Here is a 16,064-nt window from a genome sequence, read left to right on the forward strand (position 1 = left end):
TTACCATTTAGGTGAGAAATGCATTAACACAGCAAAAAACAGCGGCATTCGAAGACTTTAGGTACGAGTCTAAGATTGCTGCTGTTATGGTTAGAGAATGAATAATTAACTGGACTTTGAATCACCTGCGGTTCGATTGGCCTTCACATATTTGAGCTGAGCAACGATGATGACGCTGATGATGACCAGCAGGAACCACGAACTGATCTTACTAAAGCTAACCAGCTGCCATGCATCATGCTGATCTGGATATTTCCAGGCATTGAAGAATGTAGCGATATTCTCGGCAGTCCAGATGAAGAAACCGACAATGATAAAAGCGAGCGATAACGGCATTCGATAGGTCGTTGCTCGTACGCGGTAGATAATCCAGGTTTTCCAGAAGACAATAAATACAAGCGCCGTCAGCCACCAGCGAAAATCGGGAATAAAATGATGGGTGAAAAAGTTGATATAGATCGCTGCTCCGAGCAGAACGGAAGGTGCAAAGCCAGGCCATCCGGTCATGTCCATTCGCAATCTTCGCCACACCTGACACATAAAACTGGCTACACTTGCATACATGAATCCACTATAAAGAGGGACACCCAGGATTTTGGTGCAAGCTGGCTCAGGGTAAGACCAAGATCCCATCCATACTTTATAGATTTCCAGCACCAGACCAATGATGTGAAATACACAGATGACCTTGATTTCATCCCGGGTCTCCAAGCCGCTTCGATACATCAGGTACTGCACTGCAAGCAGTACAAGCAGAATGGCATCATATCGATGAAGGAAAGGGATCGGAATTACGCTGGATAGGGCCAGTGTTCCAAAGATCGCTACGGGAAATATGCAGCTCATCGCCTGGTGATAGCCGAAATGAAGTAGTTGTATTAGAGATTTCAAGTCGAGTTTAACTCCTTTCATAACACGTTTGAGCACAGTTTAATGATATGATTTAAGGGTGTTCATCATGGGCGTTTTTTGCCTACACTCCATAATATAGAGATCATCAATGAATAAAAAGAGAAAAAAACACGCTGATCTGTTCTTGTTTTCAAATGTAAAACGAACCCTTTTCATTGATAATGATTTTCAATTAGATTAAAATAAAAGAATAAAACATGTCATCATGTCTTGCATAATGCGAGGCATGCGACTACCAGGAGGAATTAATATGTTGATTCAAACTCGAAGCATCATTGTTAAAAAGGGAAATAGCGATAAGATCGTGGAACGTTTCAGTGGTCCAACTCCGGTTGTGGACATGCCCGGTCTGATTGATTTCAGTGTCATGGTTAACAAAAAAAATGCAGAGAACGAAGAAGTGATGGTCATCATTCGCTGGGAATCGGAAGAAGATTGGAAGAATTGGGAGAAAAGTGATGTACATATCAAAGGCCATCGTGAGAAAAGAACACAGGAGAAACCTGATTATCTGATAAGCACAACTGTAAATATGTATCAGGTACAGACGGTGAAGACAGGCAGCGGCAGTTCAGAACAAGGACTATAGGGAGTCCATCCCAGAGTGTACCCGATTCTTATAGGAAGGCTCTATGAGCAGGTGGCATGGTCCTTCCATGTATATTCTCTCGTGGTTATGTTAAAATGAAATTCGTACAATTACATTAGATAAGGAGGCCGCCATGCAACCGATAAAACCTCAAGATATTCAGCTCCGGATCAATAATCTTGTTGATCAGGACTTATACGTACATCTAGAACTCACGTCAGGTGCTTACGCACAACACATGGACAGTACAAGACATCCTGCATCGGCATTCATTACCAATGCGGCCATACGATATACGCAGGGTTCCATCTCAGGTACAGGTCCTTACCGGGTTGGTCTGAAAACAACTCAAGGTTGGATCTACGCCGAAGGCCTTACACACATTGATGAGCAGGAAGAAGAAAGACTGATTCTAGCTGGTCACGACAGCCAAGGCAAGCTGGTTGTGGCGTTACAACTGAGTCGGGAGATGTTCTGATGAAAGCGGAGGACGGAATAACCATGAATACTACACATAACGAGCAAGAGCATGAGCGCATCTTGGTGGTATATCCACATCCAGATGATGAAGCTTTCTCTGTATCGGGAACGTTAGCCAAATACATAGATGGCGGTGCCCATGTAACCTATGCTTGTCTAACACTTGGCGAGATGGGGCGCAACATGGGGATTCCTCCATTTGCCAACAGAGTGACGTTGCCTGCGATCCGTAAACAGGAACTCATCGAAGCTTCTGAAGCGATTGGGATTCAAGACCTGAGAATGCTAGGTTTCCACGATAAAATGCTGGAGTTCGAAGACCCACAATTACTGGAAGACACCGTCATGTCGCTACTTAAAGAGTTGAACCCTACGCTGGTCATTACGTTCTATCCAGGGTACAGTGTTCATCCCGATCATGATGCAACAGGAGCCGCTGTTATTCGTACCATTACTCAACTTCCTGTGGCTGAGCGACCAGTGGTTCACTGCGTTGCGTTCGCTAATAATCAGGAACAGTACATTGGCAAACCGGATGTATTCGTTGACGTATCCGAATTTTTGGATCGGAAAATGGCGTCGATTCGTGCCCACCGTTCACAATTCCAGGCAGCAGAGCTTGTAGGAAATCGTGAGCTGAATAATGAAGAAATCAAGAAACGTTTTGGCAGAGAAACATTTTGGACCTATCCATTTGAATAAATGATTCATCGGAAGTCGCACACGTTCAAACGGGACGAAGCAGAGGTTTATCCTGCTTCGTCCCGTTTACGTTATTCCATCATTGCGGCCCTTTGCGGGAGTAGATCAAACTATACCCGGATTAAATAGGCAAATCTTTTCTATCAAAAATAATAATTCCTGCAGCATACAGAAGTGCTGCAAGTCCTGCGAACACAGCCATTCCCACATACGCGTAGCTGTCACCTGCGAACAATCGCACCGGATCGAACAAGGAATATAATGACATATTGCTAATCCAGCTCAACGTTTCTCCTGAATCGCCCAGCATTTGCAGTAGTACAAACGCTACAGGAACACCGGCCCCGAGTCCAAGGCTATACTTGCTTTCATTTGCCAAACAAGATGCAAAAAAACAGATGCCATTGATGGCGTAATACATCAGAAGGGCGTAAAGATTAAGCCAAATGAAATTGTTAATATCCATAAGCCCCGGAAACATGATAGATGATACAACAAGAGTTAGTACCGTAATCCAGCAAAAGATCGCTGTTATTGAAACCAGACTGTAAACCGCTTGGGTAACAGCAATACGTTTTCTTGAGTTGGACGTTGAAAGCAGATAGGACATACTTCCTTTATCAACATGAGCGGCCATTATTCGGTGGTTCGTAATGATGGAAACAATCATGGGGAACAAATAGAGAAGAAGACTGTAAAGTGTTCCGGAAAGAAAGGTGAGCAAAGTGGTTCCAACATTCATTCCCATAGCATTGATGAGCTCAGGAGGAAACATGTTCAACATTTCTTTTAGTGCATCGACGCTATCCGGATCGAACATACCTATCAGCATAATGGAGTAAAAAGAATAAATGGCTACAATAAGAAACCAAATGAACCGATTGGCCCGCATGTTTGCTTTAAATAATGCCCAAGACATATTAAATTTGCTCCTTCCCATAAAAGTCCATGAAAATTTGCTCAAGCGTTTGGGGAGGGCACTCCATATCAATAACCTTACACTGGGAGAGTCCCCTGAGCACTTGGTCATATCCATTTGTAATCTTAATCTCCACACGTAAGGGACCCAATTCAGTATAAAGAAGTCCGTTATTTTGAAGGACCTTCATATCCTCCGCATGCGCCAGAGCGACTACAACGCTCTTCGGCAGTGTCGTTTTTAGCGAGTTTATGTTCTCCACGGTTACGATTGACCCTTCTCGTATGATGCCTACACGTTCACAAGTGTGATCGACTTCATCAAAGAGATGGGAAGACATGAGTATCGTTTTGCCCCGGTTTCTTTCCTCAATAATCAGTTCCACAAATCTTCTCTGCATCAGCGGATCCAACCCGCTTGTAGGTTCATCAAGAATGAGCACTGCAGGGTCGTGCATAAAAGCGGCGATCAATCCTACTTTTTGTTTCATCCCCTTGGACATTTTGCGGATCTTCTGACCCGAATCCAACTCGAATCGGTTGATTAATTGATCGCGGCGCGATTTGTCCTTACGTCCTCTTAAATCATCAATAAATTCCAGAAAATGCATGCCTGTCATGTTATCGTAAAATGCGATCTCACCAGGCATATAACCCAAATTCTTCTGTATTTGTGCTGCTTCCCTTCTGCAGTCTAAGCCGTTGATACTAGACATCCCGCTGGAGGGATTCACAAATCCCATCAGATGACGTAGAGTAGTTGTTTTTCCGGCTCCATTGGGCCCAAGAAATCCAAAGACCTCTCCTTCTTCAACGTCAAAACTCACATCCCTAATTCCCTTACCGTTTGAATAGATCTTGGTTAAAGAGTGGACCTTGATCATTGACCTCAACCTCCACGGATAATTATGTAACAATATTATTTTCAGTTACATAATATTACTAGCTTGAATAGATGTCAATAAAAATATAACATAGAGATATCTTGTTACATAATTCGCGGAGGATAGGACGGTAGATTCCATGAATGGCTTCGAAAAACGCAGAGAACAGAAAAAAAAGCAAATCCTGCAATCACTAATCGATATGATCATGACTCGAAATTTTAAAGAAATCGGTGTAAGGGAGATCGCGCAACATGCTGGTGTTTCTCCAGCATCCATATATAACTTTTTTGGAAGCAAAGAAGAATTGGCCAAGGAGATTTTTTACCATCAAATTGAGGAATCGGGAAAGGAATTCAGTCTTGTAATGAACTCCGCTATTCCTTTTGAAGATAAGATGAGTAAAATGTATGAGGTATCCGTAAACAATCAAGAGACGTTGAATAGTGAGGGCATTAAGAATTTTATGTTCGAAGATCCAGCATTCAAAGAGCATGTTGAGGATTATGCCAGAAACGTTGTCATCCCTGAGCTTATGAAGCTGATCGAACAAGGCAAAGCCGAGGGGAAAATAAAAGGAGGCGTATCGGCAGAAGCCATCATGATTTTTATGAATGGGATCATGACCATGTTGAGCGAACCATCTTTTGCAGAAAAACTTAATGTAAATGTGCGAAAAGACTTGGGCAAGCTGTTTCTTTACGGAATTCTGGGTAAGAGGGAAGAAGGAAATTAATGATTAAAATACACTCTCAATCAGGAAGTCGCCAATATGGCGGCTTTTTTGATTTACATCACAATATCGACACATAAATGGGGCGTCTATAGCCTAATTGAGCTATATGGAATAAATATCATTTTAAGTACACTGTGATCAGGATTGTGATAACGCTTCATTTATTACATTGCTTCAATGGATGAGGAACATGGAGAGTTGATTTTAAGTGGAATGGAGGGATGGTGTGTACAACCAACGTATACATGGGATTAACGCAAGACTCGTTGAATGCATTGCCACAGCAATAAGCAACTGTAACAAGAAGCCAGAATTGTGCGTGAAGATTCATGGGTAATCCTTGGACAGAACTAGATGAGTTCGACATCTGCAACAAAAGAAGGGTTACGGGTGTAATTTTTCTAATCGGAATGATGATGCTCCTACTATCTCTTCCGCACGGTGCAATCATGGCCTCCTCCGGACATCGTGAGCTCATTCCCCTTCAGCCTATGATTGACCGTTCTACACCTGGAGAAGTCATTAAACTTGCATCAGGTCGTTATTCTGGACCGGTGACGATTGACAAAAACATCACCATTCAGGGTGATCCTACGGTCGTAGTTGTTAATGCGGAAGCCACCTCTACGATAATGATTCGCTCGGATGGGGTGAAATTGAGCGGTTTTACAATTGAACATGATACGAATGAACAGACTGCAGCGATTCAGGTTGAAGGGAAAAACAGTGAAATTACGGATATGCATATTCAGACCCAAGGGTATGGGATGATCATCCGTAATTCGAGTCATGCAACGATTCAACGGAACAACATTACTTGGTTGGGGGCTGATTCTGCTTCCAGTGGCCAGAAGGGCAATGGCATTGATCTGTACAACTCCCATGATAGCTACATTGAGGCCAATGAGATCACTGGCATGAGGGATGGAATCTATCTGGAGAACAGTCGAAAGTCTACCGTGCAAAATAACAGGCTGTTACATACAAGGTATGGCATCCACTGTATGTACATTGACGGCTCTTCTGTCATGGACAATACCGGAGAGGAGAACATGACAGGTGCCATGATTATGGGTGTCAAGAATACGGTCATATCGGGGAATTCCTTTCGCAAACAAAGTACCAATGTTCACTCCCAAGGGATTCTGTTGTATGACGTACATCAATCTTCTGTTCACAACAATGTAGTGGAGGGTAATCGTGTCGGCATGAATATTGCAGAATCCTCAGGCAATGAGATCCGTGGCAATGCGGTGCTTCGGAATTTTGTTGGAATCCAGCTGGTCCTGGCAGAAGGTAATGAGTTTACACGTAATCGATTGGTATCCAATGTCATTGAGGCTTCCGCGCTGGGTAGCCCGAATAATGTCATGATGGAGAACTACTGGGACTCTTTTCAGGGGCTCGATCTGAATCAGGATGGAATCAGTGAAATTCCCTATGCCATCAATCCTTTTTATGAGCAACTGGTCAGTCGAAATTCTGCGTATCAGCTCTTTTTCCAATCACCGGGCATGGTCTTTCTGAGTGACTTGTTTACAGAAGGCAGAGAACAATGGACTACCGACAAATCGCCACGAATGAGCATGGATACGAAATCTGATCTGAACATGTCAGTGGAAAGTGCTACAGGTTCCAAGATGGTGTGGATGTTCGGGTTAGTTCTGTTGGGTATGGCTACTTTTATAATCATCTATATGGGGGTATTACGAAAATGAACAAAGGCTTGAATAGAAGATGGACATTGGTCATGGTACTTATGTTTGGCATGGTATTGTTAACCGCTTGCGGAACAAAATACGCGGCATTGCCGATCAATGAGGACGTGGATATCTGTGCGATCTGTAAAATGCAGGTGAAGGACGACGCATATGCAACACAGCTCACTACGAAAGACGGCCAAAATTACAAGTTCGATGATATCGGTTGCATGAACCAGTGGAAAACAGAAAATGGCACCGATAACATCGGCATGGACTATGTACGTGATTATAATGATAAGGAATGGATTGAATACAGCAAAGCCACGTATGTATACGACGCTTCATTACGCACGCCTATGGCCTATGGAATTCTTAACTTTAAGGACAAGCCCTCGGCTGAAGCTTTCATTGCAGAGCAAGGTGTGGGAACCATTATGACCGCTGAGGATCTTGCTTCTCATGACTGGAAGCAGAACACAGAGAATATGGACATGATGGGTGAACATGGGCATGGTGAGCACGGACATGATGATGAAGGAGACAGTAATGAGATGCACCAGGAAGTTGAGAAGAAAGAAGAGTCAGGCCACTAGGAATGACAATAGAAAATGGTGATCAATGATGTCAGATATGATACAGATTGCAAGACGAGAAGTGAAAATGGGATTTCGCAATCCTTGGGCGTATTCGTTTCTGATCCTTTTTTGTACCTTTAGCTTAAGCTTGTTACTTCTGAATTCACAGAATCTGGTTGAAGGATATTCGGGCACCACAGGTTCCATGTTGAATCTCATTCTCTACCTTTTGCCATTAATGACGCTATTCCTCGGTTCCTTCTCACTAACATCCGAAAAGGAAGACGGTAGCTGGCAACTGCTATCCACGTATCCCATCGGCACGATGTCTTTTATTGTGGGCAAGTATCTCGGGCTCTCGATTGTTTTAATCACCATTGTTGCGTTTGGATACGGCCTGATGGGGGTCATTAGCGGAGTAATCGGGAATCCAATGGATGTCATGACATATCTTCTCTTTCTGGCATTTTCCTGTGGACTGGTGTTGTTATTCCTGACACTGGCTCTCTTTATCGGTTCGTTGTCGCGTAATCGGTGGCAGGCGTTGACGATCTCCGTGACCGTATGGTTTTTCGCAGTCATTGGGTGGCCGACCTTATTGCTCTCTGTGCTGGGACTGATGCCTTATCTGTGGGTGAAACCGCTGCTGGTTATGTTCACGCTCATCAATCCGGCCGAGCTGGTGCGCTTGTATGTCGTGATCAAACTTGGGGGCGGCTCCATTCTGGGACCAGAATATTATCGATGGGTGGAGTGGGTGCAGCAACCCAGTGGCAGTTGGATCTTCATCGGGATATGCCTGTTCTGGATTGCCTTCTCTGTCGTAGCGGTATATGCAATCTGGGAGAGGGGGCGTTCTCATGGATAAAGTGGGACTCGAAGTGATGGAATTGTGTAAATCCATTAAAAAGCAACCCATTGTTCAGGATATCTCCTTTCGCATAACATCAGGCCAAGTGCTTGCCCTCTGTGGAGGGAATGGCGCAGGGAAGAGCACAGTGCTGCGTATGATCGCCGGAATTCTTCGGCCTACCTCCGGTGAGGTTGTGGTGAACAATGTGCGATGGTTGAAGGAGCGCAACCGTTATTCACAGCAGATTGGATATATGCCGGACGATTATCAATTTAATCAGGGACTGACAGCAGAGGAAGTACTTCTGTTCTGGGCTTCTCTAAGAAAAGTTCCCAAGAAGAGAGTACAGGAAGTACTGACCATGGTAGGGTTGGAGGATCAAAAGAACAAACGGGTTACGACCTTCTCCAAAGGCATGCGCCAACGTGTGTTATTTGCCCAAGCTGTACTGTCCAAACCTCCACTGCTCATCATGGATGAGCCAACAAATGGATTGGACCCATTTTGGATGCAGGAATTAACTCAGCTGCTCAAGGGAATCAAACAGGATGGTCACATGGTCGTGTTCTCGACCCATCAGTTGGAGATTGCAGACGACATTGCGGATCAGGTGATATTCATGAACCATGGACGTAATGTTGGAGAGGGCTCGACTCACGACTTTTGTGATCAATTCGGTTCGCTCCATGCAGCATTTCATCAAAGTCTTGGTTTAAAGTGAAGGTGAGTTTATTGCAGAAAAAGAGTTTTAAAAGCAGACGTACACTTACAATTTTGATTGGTGTAGTTGCATTGCTCGCAGGTACATGGGCCATTTTCGAAAATGTATCGACACCCGAATCTCAGCGAGGCAACGCTATTGAAGCAGGCGCAAAAGCCCCTGAGTTCACAGCGGTTAATTCAGCAGGGGAACAAGTCAGCCTGTCCGATTATCAGGGCAAAGCCGTCATGATTAACTTTTGGGCTTCATGGTGCACACCTTGTGTAAGGGAGATGCCGCTCGTTCACCAGATTGCTCAGGACTATCAGAACGACGTGGAAACCCTGTTTGTTAACGTGGGGGAATCGAAGGGCACGATCCGTGAGTTTATGGATAAGCAGGCGTTTGATTTTCCGGTGATCATTGATGTGACGGGCAACATATCAGGTATGTATCGTATTACAGGTTTGCCCGCAACGATGGTTATTGATGGGGATGGGGAGTTCCGTCACATACTGCTCGGTGAACTGACCGAAGATATACCATTGCAGCAATGGCTGGAAGAGAGTATCTAGTCGTAAGCGTTGGATGGTGAGAAAAGGGGCAGGAACGCCAAAGATCGCAATGTTACAAGTGAAATGAATGTACGTTAAAAGTAACGACAAAAGTAACCATATAAAAAGCCGGACACCCATTTAACGAAGGGGTGTCCGGCTTTACAATTGAAGCTATGCTGCTTCGCAGCCGATTACAATACGGCAGCTGAAGCATGATTGTTACGAGCGATTCTGGTTGCATCAACCATGTTGCGCAGGGAAGCAACCGTTTCTTCCTGTCCACGGGTTTTCAATCCGCAGTCCGGGTTAATCCAGAACAGCTTCGGATCAAGAACACGCAGAGCACGTTCAATCATGCTGCTCATTTCATCCACACTTGGAACACGTGGACTATGGATATCATATACGCCAAGACCGATACCGAGCTCATACGTATTTTCTTCAAAACTATGAATCAGTTCACCGTGACTACGGGATGTCTCAATGGAGATAACATCTGCATCCATAGCTTCAATGGAATCAATCATGTCATGGAATTCGCAATAGCACATATGCGTATGGATTTGCGTCGTTTCATGCACCGTGCACGTGGAGATACGGAACGCTTTGACTGCCCAAGCCAGGTAATCCGCTTGTTCATTTTCTTTCAGTGGAAGCCCTTCGCGAACAGCCGGCTCGTCAACCTGGATCATGCCGATACCTGCCTGTTCAAGTGCTTCAACTTCCTGTCTCAGTGCATACGCCAATTGATAGGCGATCTGCTCACGAGCAATGTCTTCGCGTACGAATGACCAGTTCATGATTGTAATCGGGCCAGTCAGCATGCCTTTGACAGGGCGCTCAGTCTGCGATTGGGCATATTTCGTTTCTTCCACCGTCATTTCACCCGTAAACGCAACATCGCCGAAGATAATAGGAGGCTTCACGCAACGTGAACCATATGATTGTACCCAGCCAAACTGTGTAAAGGCAAAACCGGCAAGTTTCTCGCCAAAGAATTCAACCATGTCGGTACGCTCAAACTCACCATGCACCAGTACGTCAATTCCGATCTCTTCCTGAATCTTAATCCAGATATCAATCTGCTCCCGGATGAAGGCAGCATACTGTTCGTTGTTCAACTCACCTTTGCGCCACAACTGACGTGCTTTTCTGACTTCAGCAGATTGCGGGAAACTACCAATCGTTGTTGTCGGGAAGAGTGGCAGTTTCCATTTGGCCTGTTGGGCTTCATGACGCTCTGCAAAAGGACGGGAGCGCTCCGGCTGTTGAACACTGATGGAAGCAACGGCTTGTTGAACAGCGGTGCGGTTCCGATCTTCGGATTGTTGAAGCGTCTGAAGGGTAAGCTCTGCTTCATCTATTTTAGCGGTAAGCTCTGCACTTGGTGAAGATAAAGCTGTAGTCAAAAGAACAATTTCATCCAGCTTTTCATCTGCAAACGCAAGAGCATTTTTCAGTTCGGACGTGAGTTTGGTCTCCCGTTCTGTCGTTACTGGCACATGCAGCAGGCTGCAGGACGATTGCACGATAATACGTTCAGGTGTCACGACTTCGGCCAATTCATTCAGCAACTTCAGTTTTCCTTGAAGGGAAGCTTTCCAGATTCCACGCCCATCAATAATACCTGCTCCCAATACTTTGTCCGCCGGGAAACCAGATGTTTGAATGGCTTGGCTGTTGCCAGAGAATCCGTGTACAAAATCAAGTCCTACACCTTGAACTGGCAGTGCAACAATCTCGTTGTAGTTTTCAACAGATTCAAAGTACGTTTGCAGCATAATATTCAGGCCTGGAACGGCTGCTGCAAATGTCTCATATATTTTATTCAGACGCTGTACATCCTCATCGCTTAATTTGGTTACCAGAATAGGCTCGTCGATCTGCACCCACTGAACGCCCTCGCTTGCAAGTTCTTGAAGCAATTGAGTGTAAAGTGGCAGCAAGCGGTCCAGCCAAGCGTCCGTCTCGGATTTATCATAGCCTTTGGAGAGTTTCAGGAAGGTTAGCGGTCCAACAATGACCGGTTTGCCTTCAATACCGAGTTTTTCTTTTGCTTCACGATAAGCGAGAAGGGGTTTGTTCTCCGTGAGAGTTGGGGAAGCCTCGTCCAGTTCAGGCACAATGTAGTGATAGTTAGTGTTGAACCATTTCGTCATTTCGCTTGCTGCGGCATCTTTCGTTCCCCGGGCAATACCATAATATACGGACAACGGAACGGAGCCACCATCATAAGCAAATCGTTTGGGAATAATGCCGAACATCACGGCTGTATCCAGGATATGATCATAATAACTGAAATCATTCACCGGAATGAGGTCGATGCCTTTTGCTTGCTGCTTGCGCAAATGATCGATACGGATCTCCTGCAAACGTGCGTGGAATTCATTTTCCTCCAGCTTGCCAGCCCAGAACGCTTCCAACGCTTTCTTCCATTCCCGATCAGCACCAATACGCGGATATCCCAATACACTACTTTTCGTCATCGTTTAAAACCCCTCTGCTTTTATGTTACACAAAATTTATCACAGATCCGGAGTTATAACGTAATTCCATTAAATTATACCTAGTTATAGCCTGAGGCTATATCGGAAAGAATCTTTTAGCATGAGGTATAGAACTGGAAGAACTCATTACGTTTGAAATAGACCCCGCTAATGTTACAATGGTTAACTATGTTCATACGAATGATTGAAAGGAAGGCGGTACTTGTGAATCTGTATCATATCCAGTCGACCGTGCATGGAATCAACAGAGTAAAGTCCTTTTTGGAAGAACATTTTATTGGTATCGCTTGGTCAGGTACGGGGGATCTGGAGCATACGCCTCCGGAGTTATGGAAGGAAAAGTTGGTCGAGCATTATGGTTTTGATGAGTGGGAATTGGCGAGCACACTTGCGACACTACATATGTTTGTTAACCTCATGCAGGATGGGGATTATGTCCTAATTAATGATGATGAGTGGACGTACGTGGGAGATATCGGGGATTATTATTACGACGATTCCGCTGGTACTGAAGAAGACTTGATCTGCCATCGTCGCGGAGTTACATGGTTGGGGCGTATTCCACTTGCTGAGTTAAATGACAAAGTGCAAGCATTGCAAAATGACTCATCCATTCTTGCGAAGTTTGAGTATCCGGTTTCACTAGCAGAACTGGATCGCGGACTTGCAGTCACCGCAGCATCGGGTGCAGTTATTCCTCCCCCAGTCGAGGTAGATGAAGCCACGATTCAAGCCGCTCTCCATGTGCTCAGAGAAGCGCTACAGAGTGAAGAAGAAGAGCTGCGAATTCGTGCGGCTACAGCCATTTTGCAGTATGCCAAACCATAGAACTATGCATAATGATAGAGAATTGTAGTGGCATATACAGGAATTATTCGCGCAACAGCAAATTCAAAAATATTATAAACCCTTAACTATATAAATTGAACTAAACATTTACACAAAACGAAGAGGACAGAAAGAACCTGAAGAAGCGGAGCGTTCGCCTACAAGCTTTCTGCAAGAAAGCTACATCGGAAGCATACGCTATCCCCGGATTTAACCTTTATAAAAGGAATCAAAAAAATCTGGGGATAACAGCGATCGGAAGGTTGTTCTGTCATCGGAGTGTGCAGTGTAAATATTCGTTAGTTCAATTTATATAGCCCTGAGATCTGTTCATTTACATTCCTATGACTTAGTCCTCCGTGATAACAAACCACAGATGTAATGTCGAGTTCGGTATATTTTTTCAAAGAGAACCGGGCTGTCTCTATATCCAGTGTAGTTGGTTCATGTATGCCTCCAAGCATGCCTTCCACACTGTACATTGAATCTCCGGCAATGAGTGTCTTGCTTCGCTTCAGATAAAGACTGATATGACCTGGCGTATGACCAGGTGTATGAATAACGCGAATTCCACCGCAAAACGGGAGTACCTGACCATCAGTCACGGTTTCATCTACTTTGCCCTTTGGAGGATGCTCAAGGTGACCGTCTTTGAGAAGAGGGAGCTGTCCCTCAATATACGGCTTATCCAGCGCATGCGCATATATCTTGACTTGTGAGCCACACTCTTGCAAAATCTCGGGAAGACACCCGATATGGTCTACATCCTGATGTGTTAAAATCACTGCTTTAAGTTGGCTGATCGGCATGCCTATGTTTTCTAACGCAATGCGTAAATCATCATATTGCCCGGGGAAACCGGTGTCTATTAACACAGCTGTTTTTTCATCCCGTATCAGAATAGGGTGAATCACATTCCCTTCAAAATCGAGCTGAAGCATTTCTATTCCTTTTGAAATTTCCATAATGCGACCTCCAAAGAATATATTGATATACAAAATGGGTCATTATATTACTTAGGTAAACGAATAAAGACTGCAAAAAGATACGCGGATACTTATAGAAATATTCAATGGATGGGGGAATTGACGCTTGGTGTTGGGAATGATAATTTATATATATCGCAAAAACCAACAAGTCCAATGAGATAAAGGGGGGTATGTGGGATGACACACATCGTGCATGCGGCAGCTGAAGATATTCGAAGCGAGGATTCGCTGCAATTGATTAAGGAACTGAGCGAAGAACTCGGTTTGCTCTATGGTGGTGATGGGACGGCAGGTTTTCAACTGTCAGACGTTGAAGTACCACGTGCGGCCTTTATCGTCGCCAGAATCGACGGGTATCCGGTTGGTTGCGGAGCACTTCGGCCCCTTGATGAAACATCTGTAGAGGTTAAACGCATGTATACACGAAGTGGATATCGTCGGAAGGGGATTGCCCAGGCGATTTTGGCTGAGGCGGAGCGTCTTGCGTACGAACTGGGTTACACTAATCTGAAACTGCAAACGGGCCCCTTGCAGCCAGAAGCAGCAGCACTCTATGAGCGGGTGGGATATTATCGAATCCCTATTTTCAGTGGTAATTGGGATAGAGTGTTGGCCTACCAGAAAGATCTGGTACACGAAAAAGTATAACGCTACAAACGAATCAAAGCTTCCATTCGCTGAACGGACAGAGGAGCATATGAAGATACAAGAAAAAGTCGCCTATGGGCGACTTTTTTTGCGTTTTACATATCCGATTTTTCTAAAGGTATAGACCAAAGGTCTTAATCCTTTGCGGAATGAATGATCGAAGGGTCTTGATGTTGGACACCCCATTCGCATAGGCCTTCCAAAACGGGCAATAACGTTTCAGCTTTCGCTGTCAGACGGTACTCGACTTTAGGAGGGACTTGGGGATATTCTTTCCGTTCGACCATACCATCTGCTTCCAATTCTTTGAGCTGTGAACTCAGCGTTTTATACGTAATCGCACCGATCTGTCTTTTCAGTTCATTGAAGCGGACGGGCTGGTTTTCTGCCAGGAGATACATAATCACCATTTTCCATTTGCCACCAATGACAGACAACGTGTATCCAAAAGGGGTATCTTGAATGTTTTTAACTTTACCGTGGTATTCAGCCATACTCATCATTTACACTATCCTTTCGGGTAGTACCTATCATAAAAGACCGTACTATTTATTTGTTTGGGCTCAGTTTATACTAACCTTACTTTGAAGTAAAGGAGATTTAAGATGACTCAAAAAACAATACGTCTGCTTATGCCACAATGGCAAGGTGGAGATAATCCGAACTACTCTTTTGGAGCGGAACTGCTTGCTTGGCTCGCACCTGACAATAATCAACCTCTCATTCATGTTCCTGTTGAGGCTTATGATGGAACACCTCTGGTAAGCGAGAACGGGATAAAAGGCAGAACACAGCTACTTCAGCAATTGCTGGCTGCCCAGCATATCATTCAAGCTCACCAGCCTGATCGCATTGTCATGTTTGGCGGTGACTGTTTGGTCGAACAAGCCCCGTTTGCTTATTTAAATGAACGATATGGCGGAGAACTTGGTTTGATATGGATTGATGCTCACGGTGATTTGGTTAGATACGAGGGCTATGACAACGGTCATACTTTACCGCTCGGGAACCTTCTTGGGGAAGGCGATCAGGAGTTTGCCAAACATGTGAGAGTCCCTTTGAAGCCTGAACATGTCTTCATGGCCGGGTTGACAACCCCCACGGAACAGGAAAGCGAAGTGATTCAAAGATTGGGTATCCGAACGGCTGGAACTGAAGATTTAACCTATGGCATGGATTTGATTAAGAAGTGGATTAAAGAAAATGGGTTCAAACACCTGGCAATTCACCTTGATCTGGATGTGCTCGATCCCAACATGTTCCGTTCATTGTTATTCGCCAAACCAGGGGAACCTTATGTGTTTTCACCAGCGGGAACCATGCAAATACCTCACTTGCTTCATCTGATCAAAGAACTGTCTGAAGAAACAGATGTAGTCGGATTAGGGATAACCGAGCATATGCCGTGGGATGCCATTAACTTGAAGAATTTGCTTGGAGAAATTCCTATTTTGAACCAGTGATATAGGTTGTAAGTCGCCAG

General features: G+C 44.6%; 18 protein-coding genes. 12 read left to right on the forward strand and 6 right to left on the reverse strand.

The genetic code is table 11. The features are described from left to right. Nucleotides 1-105 precede the first annotated feature (105 nt). Entirely contained in the window at nt 106-891 is a 786-nt protein-coding gene (locus tag WFI24_RS09080) for a DUF817 domain-containing protein (RefSeq protein WP_336760047.1), read from the reverse strand. Nucleotides 892-1,162: 271 nt separating this feature from the next. Between WFI24_RS09080 and WFI24_RS09085 the strand changes: the two genes are divergently transcribed. The 3 genes from WFI24_RS09085 (at nt 1,163) to bshB2 (ending at nt 2,683) form a co-directional block, all read left to right on the forward strand. Beyond that, nucleotides 1,163-1,501 (forward strand): antibiotic biosynthesis monooxygenase, encoded by a 339-nt coding sequence (locus WFI24_RS09085; RefSeq protein ID WP_336760048.1) that lies wholly within the window; start codon nt 1,163-1,165, stop codon nt 1,499-1,501. Between the two features lie 133 nt (nt 1,502-1,634). After that, nucleotides 1,635-1,979 carry a YojF family protein gene (locus tag WFI24_RS09090; protein WP_336760050.1) on the forward strand — a complete coding sequence of 115 codons (345 nt, stop codon included), beginning with the start codon at nt 1,635-1,637 and terminating at the stop codon, nt 1,977-1,979. Nucleotides 1,980-2,002: 23 nt separating this feature from the next. Further along, nucleotides 2,003-2,683: a bacillithiol biosynthesis deacetylase BshB2 gene (gene bshB2 / locus WFI24_RS09095; protein ID WP_336760051.1), complete on the forward strand. Its 681-nt coding sequence runs from the start codon at nt 2,003-2,005 to the stop codon at nt 2,681-2,683. 121 nt (nt 2,684-2,804) lie between these two features. On the opposite strand, the gene WFI24_RS09100 is transcribed toward bshB2, so the two are convergent. Together WFI24_RS09100 and WFI24_RS09105 are read right to left on the reverse strand one after the other, a co-directional pair. Then, entirely contained in the window at nt 2,805-3,602 is a 798-nt protein-coding gene (locus WFI24_RS09100) for a hypothetical protein (RefSeq protein WP_336760053.1), read from the reverse strand. A gap of 1 nt (nt 3,603) precedes the next feature. Next, on the reverse strand, nt 3,604-4,485 hold the full coding sequence (locus WFI24_RS09105) for an ABC transporter ATP-binding protein (RefSeq protein ID WP_336760054.1): 882 nt from the start codon (nt 4,483-4,485) through the stop codon (nt 3,604-3,606). Between the two features lie 139 nt (nt 4,486-4,624). Between WFI24_RS09105 and WFI24_RS09110 the strand changes: the two genes are divergently transcribed. The 6 genes from WFI24_RS09110 (at nt 4,625) to WFI24_RS09135 (ending at nt 9,627) form a co-directional block, all read left to right on the forward strand. Further along, nucleotides 4,625-5,221 (forward strand): TetR/AcrR family transcriptional regulator, encoded by a 597-nt coding sequence (locus tag WFI24_RS09110; protein WP_336760056.1) that lies wholly within the window; start codon nt 4,625-4,627, stop codon nt 5,219-5,221. A 329-nt stretch (nt 5,222-5,550) separates the two neighbouring features. Beyond that, nucleotides 5,551-6,939 (forward strand): right-handed parallel beta-helix repeat-containing protein, encoded by a 1,389-nt coding sequence (locus tag WFI24_RS09115; protein ID WP_336760057.1) that lies wholly within the window; start codon nt 5,551-5,553, stop codon nt 6,937-6,939. Then, a complete protein-coding gene (locus WFI24_RS09120) occupies nt 6,936-7,517 on the forward strand; it encodes a nitrous oxide reductase accessory protein NosL (protein WP_336760059.1) in 582 nt (193 codons plus the stop codon). The genes WFI24_RS09115 and WFI24_RS09120 overlap by 4 nt, the downstream gene beginning before the upstream one ends. Before the next feature lie 28 nt (nt 7,518-7,545). Continuing rightward, complete coding sequence (locus tag WFI24_RS09125; protein ID WP_336760284.1) at nt 7,546-8,367, forward strand: ABC transporter permease; 822 nt, start codon at nt 7,546-7,548, stop codon at nt 8,365-8,367. Then, nucleotides 8,360-9,073 carry a heme ABC exporter ATP-binding protein CcmA gene (gene ccmA, locus WFI24_RS09130; protein WP_336760060.1) on the forward strand — a complete coding sequence of 238 codons (714 nt, stop codon included), beginning with the start codon at nt 8,360-8,362 and terminating at the stop codon, nt 9,071-9,073. The genes WFI24_RS09125 and ccmA overlap by 8 nt, the downstream gene beginning before the upstream one ends. A gap of 2 nt (nt 9,074-9,075) precedes the next feature. Beyond that, nucleotides 9,076-9,627, forward strand: a complete 552-nt coding sequence (locus WFI24_RS09135; RefSeq protein WP_336760062.1) for a TlpA family protein disulfide reductase — start codon at nt 9,076-9,078, stop codon at nt 9,625-9,627. Nucleotides 9,628-9,800: 173 nt separating this feature from the next. Here WFI24_RS09135 and metE read toward each other — a convergent pair whose 3' ends face one another. After that, a complete protein-coding gene (gene metE, locus WFI24_RS09140; protein ID WP_336760064.1) occupies nt 9,801-12,095 on the reverse strand; it encodes a 5-methyltetrahydropteroyltriglutamate--homocysteine S-methyltransferase in 2,295 nt (764 codons plus the stop codon). A 225-nt stretch (nt 12,096-12,320) separates the two neighbouring features. On the opposite strand from metE, the gene WFI24_RS09145 reads away from it, so the two are divergent. After that, entirely contained in the window at nt 12,321-12,944 is a 624-nt protein-coding gene (locus WFI24_RS09145; RefSeq protein ID WP_336760066.1) for a hypothetical protein, read from the forward strand. A 299-nt stretch (nt 12,945-13,243) separates the two neighbouring features. Here WFI24_RS09145 and WFI24_RS09150 read toward each other — a convergent pair whose 3' ends face one another. Then, entirely contained in the window at nt 13,244-13,909 is a 666-nt protein-coding gene (locus WFI24_RS09150; RefSeq protein ID WP_336760068.1) for an MBL fold metallo-hydrolase, read from the reverse strand. Between the two features lie 201 nt (nt 13,910-14,110). Here WFI24_RS09150 and WFI24_RS09155 point away from each other — a divergent pair, with 201 nt between their 5' ends. Further along, the gene (locus tag WFI24_RS09155) at nt 14,111-14,581 is read left to right on the forward strand and encodes a GNAT family N-acetyltransferase (RefSeq protein ID WP_336760070.1); all 471 of its coding nucleotides are present in this window, start codon (nt 14,111-14,113) and stop codon (nt 14,579-14,581) included. Between the two features lie 134 nt (nt 14,582-14,715). On the opposite strand, the gene WFI24_RS09160 is transcribed toward WFI24_RS09155, so the two are convergent. Next, the gene (locus WFI24_RS09160; RefSeq protein ID WP_336760286.1) at nt 14,716-15,081 is read right to left on the reverse strand and encodes a winged helix-turn-helix transcriptional regulator; all 366 of its coding nucleotides are present in this window, start codon (nt 15,079-15,081) and stop codon (nt 14,716-14,718) included. A 105-nt stretch (nt 15,082-15,186) separates the two neighbouring features. Here WFI24_RS09160 and WFI24_RS09165 point away from each other — a divergent pair, with 105 nt between their 5' ends. Continuing rightward, complete coding sequence (locus WFI24_RS09165; protein ID WP_336760072.1) at nt 15,187-16,044, forward strand: arginase family protein; 858 nt, start codon at nt 15,187-15,189, stop codon at nt 16,042-16,044. Nucleotides 16,045-16,064: the final 20 nt, after the last annotated feature.

Source organism: Paenibacillus sp. USHLN196, from assembly GCF_037144955.1.
GTDB lineage: Bacteria > Bacillota > Bacilli > Paenibacillales > Paenibacillaceae > Paenibacillus > Paenibacillus xylanexedens_C.